Consider the following 4,840-nt stretch of genomic DNA (forward strand, 5'->3'; position numbering starts at 1 on the left):
TTAGATTTTAAACAAATATGAGAAAATAATTTGAATAAATATCTATTTAGGATGCTAATTAATGCTATAGAGCCGGAGGAGGAAAAATCCTCTCAACGTCAATTTGTCGATAAAATCCTACGAAGTACGTATTATATGCTACAACCGTGCAAGGAGATATACCTACTTTTGCAGGAAATTATACATAATACTTACCATGAAAAATATATTCTGCTTTTTAACCTTATTGCTCAGTCTGGGTGCAAATGCTCAAATCACAGAGCGTACATTACCTGCCGAATGGAAAAACCTTATTGATGGAGGACGATTTAAAGACCGGTTCCTGCCTATGCCCGATGGAAAATCCGGCGAAAATGTGTGGGGTACTGACTCTGTACGTCTCCGGTACGTTGACAACGGAATTGAGAATCCGGAACTTTCTTTCTGGGGAGGAAACATTCTCAAAGGTAAGGATAACAAATACCATCTCTTTGTCTGCGGATGGCCGGAAAACTCACTTAAGGGGCACATGACATGGCCCAAATCTACCGTATTCCATACGACAAGTGACTGTTTGAGCGGACCTTATACCATCTGCGACACGATTGGGAAGGGACATAATCCGGAAGCATTTATACTAAAAGACGGACGCCCCGTGGTGTACGTTATCGACGGATATTACATTGCGGACAGCCTGAATGGGCCGTGGACGTACAGTCATTTCACCTTCGACAAGAGAAACAGAAAAATCATCGAGGGACTGTCTAACCTGACCTTTGCCAGAAGAAGTGACGGTTCTTATCTGATGGTATGCCGCGGAGGAGGTGTGTGGATCAGTGAAAACGGTATCTCTCCCTATCAACAGGTAAGTGACAGAAGTGTGTATCCTGACGTAAACGGGGAATTTGAAGACCCGGTTATCTGGAAAGACAGCTTGCAATATCACCTTATCGTCAACGACTGGCTGGGAAGAATCGCCTACTATCAGCGCTCCATTGACGGTATCCACTGGATTACGGAGGAGGGCGAAGCTTACACTCCCGGGATAGCCGCCCACAAGGATGGCTACAAGGAAAACTGGTTTAAGTATGAGCGCATGAAAGTGTTTCAGGATGAATACGGACGCCCCATTCAGGCCAACTTTGCCGTTATCGATACCATCAAATGGGAAGACCTTCCCAACGACCGGCACAGTTCAAAGAATATATGCATCCCTCTGAACAAAGGATTGCGCTTGTCTGTCCTGAACGAAGATACGATTACCGCCCAGACCAAGGAAATCAAGGTACTGGTGAAAGCGGAGGAAGGAGTTGACTTCAAGGATTTCGATATGAAATCGCTGAGATTCGGCAGCTCCTCGGACGTAAATTACGGAAAGGGATGTAAGGCTATCAAACACATCGCTTCCGGCAAGGACCTGATTATCGTATTCGACGGCAAAAACAATACTATCAGAAAAGATGAATTTGCCCCCAAACTGCTTGGGAAAACGAAAAAAGGGGAATTGTTGTACGGCTATGCCAGACTGCCTTACGTCAATTACCATCCGGCATGCCTGTCGGCGGCATATCCTATGGTATATGAGAAAAAACTGGAACTGGAGGTGAAGAATTTCGGTTTGTCTACCTCAGAAGAAACAGACTTGACAGTACTGGTCAACGGAGTAAAGCTGGCAAAAGGACAAGTGAAAGCTCTTTCACCGTATGAAAGTGTAAAACTTAGCATGCCTTGTATAGATGCTGCAAAGATTGACAACCAGACTTTATTTACGATTGTGTACAGCCAGCGCGGTAAAGAAATCCGTAAAGAAACCATACAGAACTTCGACTGATAAAACGTTATCTTATGCACATGAACGGGGAATACGACCTCTTTTGGGGGAGGATATTGTATTCCCTTTTTTATGAGTCTCAATCTCAATTGTCAATTATTTATTTTATTCCTTCTTTCTTGTGCGCATAATTCACAAGTTCTCTCTATATTTGCCTTACTTGGTAAAAAAGAAGGAACACATGAAGACAAATTTTTCTTTCGATATGCAAGCCCTCGACGAGGGTATTCACAGCCACTTCCCCAACCATAAGGAAGCGCCGCTTATCGGACTTACAGGGAATTTCAGCGACGGTAATCTGACATTGGCTCCGGGGTATTATCAGTCTATCATTCAAGCTGGAGGTGTACCGGTGGTCATTCCTCCCTACGAGGATATAAACTTGCTGATTAATATGCTTGAACAGCTTGACGGACTGCTGCTCACCGGAGGAGGTGACTTGAATCCGTTATTCTTGCACGAAGACCCTATCCGGGAACTTCACAGCATCAACCCATACCGCGACCGCCAGGAACTGCTTCTGACGCGTCTGGCCGCTAACCGACAGATTCCGATATTAGGTATCTGCCGAGGAATGCAGGTCATCAATGCGGCATTGGGAGGCACACTCTACCAGGATATCTATGCACAGAAGGATACCCCATCCATTAAACATAGCCAGGAATTGGAACGGAGTTTTCCATCGCACCGGGTGAAGCTAGCAGAAGGCAGTATGTTGGCACGTATCTTAAACGCGAAGGAGGTAGCCGTAAATTCCTTCCACCATCAGGCCGTGAAAGAAGCCGCACCTGGTTTCCGTGTATCGGCTACGGCACCCGATGGAGTAATAGAGGCAATTGAAAGTACAGAATACAAATCTATTTTAGGGGTACAATGGCATCCGGAATGTTTCATCCTGAATCAAGACAAGTGCATGATGCCGTTGTTCGGATGGCTCATCCGTGAAGCAGGTTCATTCCAGAAGGCCAAGAAACTACATCGGCGTCTGCTGATTCTTGATACGCACTGTGATACTCCAATGTTCTTTGGCCAGCACATCCGTTTCCACGCACGGGACCCGAAGATTAAAGTGGATTTGCACAAAATGACAGAGGGAAGGCAGGATGCGACCATCATGGTGGCTTACTTGGAACAGAAGGAACGCACGGACGAAGCACTGCTGGCTGCAACGGCCAAAGCAGACCGCTTGCTGAATGAGATTGAGGAGATGGTGGCCATGAACTGCACGGCAGTGGACATCGCTTACTCTCCTAAGGACCTATACCGCCTGAAACAAGAGGGAAAGAAGGCTATCATGTTAGGAATTGAGAATGGATATGCCATCGGAAAGGACTTAAGTCGGGTAGCACACTTCCGGAAACGGGGTATAGTGTATATGACGCTCTGCCACAATGGAAACAACGACATTTGCGGTTCAGCTCGTTACAATGAGGAGAACTTGGGGGTCACATCGTTTGGAGAACAAGTAATTCAGGAGATGAACCGCCTGGGAATGATGGTAGACTTGTCACACAGTGGTGAACGGACATTTTACGAGACACTGGACATCAGCAGTCAGCCTGTGGTTTGTTCGCATTCTTCCAGCCGTGCGCTCTGTGACCATCCCCGCAACCTGACCGATGACCAGCTTCGTGCCATAGCCCGCAAGGGAGGTGTGGTACAGGTATGCTTGTATAGCGGCTTCCTTCGTAAGGAGCGTCCGGCTCACATATTGGATGCCATGGAACACCTAAACCACATGGTGAACGTGATGGGTATCGAACACGTGGGAATCGGCAGTGATTTTGACGGCGATGGAGGTATCATCGGATGTAACGACTCTTCGGAAATGATTAACTTGACCCGGCAATTACTTCATGAACGGTACAGCGAGGAAGATATCCAGCGTATTTGGGGAGGCAACTTCCTGCGTGTCATGCAGCAAGTACAAGAGAACGGTTCCTACAAATAAAGTTTAAAACCCAATTGCCGTTGCAAGGCGTGTACAAAAATAAGCTTACCTTTGCATCAAATCAAAACAAGTGAATTATGATTTCAATAAAAAATCTGCTGGCCATAACTGCTTTAATGGCAGGAGGGGCTTTCATCTCTTGCGGAAGCAGTAAAAAGAACAGCCAGCAAATAGAAGAATCTGAAGCGGCTATAGTGCAGGCACCGGCATTCAATGCGGATAGTGCATACGCTTATATTGCTGCACAGGTGAATTTCGGACCTCGTGTACCCAATACGGAAGCTCACCGGAAATGCGGAGACTACTTAGCGGCACAACTGGAAAAATTTGGGGCTACTGTATACAACCAGCATGTGGATTTGGTGGCTTACAATGGCACCATTCTGAAATCGCGCAACATCATTGGGGCTTATCAGCCGGAAAATAAAAAGCGGGTGATGCTGTGTGCCCACTGGGATAGCCGTCCATACGCTGACCAGGATGAAAAGTCCAACCATCGGAAACCGATAGATGGAGCCAACGACGGTGCCAGTGGTGTAGGTGTATTGCTCGAGATAGCCCGTCAAATTCAACAGCAGGCGCCACAAGTCGGTATCGACCTGATATTCTTCGATTCAGAAGATTATGGTACACCAGATTTCTACGAAGGTACTTATAAACCGGATACCTGGTGCTTGGGATCGCAGTATTGGGGCCGTATTCCTCACGTACCTGATTATAAAGCCCGGTTTGGCATCCTACTTGACATGGTAGGCGGAAAGAACGCCACATTCTATTACGAAGCTTTCTCCAAGCAGACGGCAAACAATGCCATGAAGAAAATCTGGAAAATGGCCGACCATCTTGGCTACAGTAATTACTTCATCAAGGAAGACGGAGGGCAGGTTACCGACGACCATGTATATGTAAATCAGTACCGCCAGATTCCGTGCGTAGATATTATTCACTACGACACGCAAAGCAACACTGGTTTTAACCCGACCTGGCACACATTGGATGACAACTTAGAAAATATTGACAAAGCCACTCTTCAGGCCGTAGGACAAACGGTGATGGGAGTCATTTATAATGAAAAATAA

3 protein-coding genes are annotated in these 4,840 nt (G+C 46.4%); all 3 read left to right on the top strand.

The features are described 5' to 3' along the window. Window positions 1-196 precede the first annotated feature (196 nt). The 3 genes from ACMJ0U_RS07250 to ACMJ0U_RS07260 all read left to right on the top strand — a co-directional run bounded on the left by ACMJ0U_RS07250 (window position 197) and on the right by ACMJ0U_RS07260 (window position 4,840). Window positions 197-1,810, top strand: coding sequence for a glycoside hydrolase family protein (locus ACMJ0U_RS07250; protein ID WP_417129221.1), 1,614 nt, complete (start codon window positions 197-199; stop codon window positions 1,808-1,810). Window positions 1,811-1,991: 181 nt separating this feature from the next. Continuing rightward, complete coding sequence (locus tag ACMJ0U_RS07255; RefSeq protein ID WP_417129222.1) at window positions 1,992-3,761, top strand: membrane dipeptidase; 1,770 nt, start codon at window positions 1,992-1,994, stop codon at window positions 3,759-3,761. 80 nt (window positions 3,762-3,841) lie between these two features. Then, window positions 3,842-4,840: a M20 family metallopeptidase gene (locus ACMJ0U_RS07260; RefSeq protein WP_417129224.1), complete on the top strand. Its 999-nt coding sequence runs from the start codon at window positions 3,842-3,844 to the stop codon at window positions 4,838-4,840.

This window comes from Phocaeicola sp., assembly GCF_048170425.1.
Taxonomy (GTDB): Bacteria; Bacteroidota; Bacteroidia; order Bacteroidales; family Bacteroidaceae; genus Phocaeicola.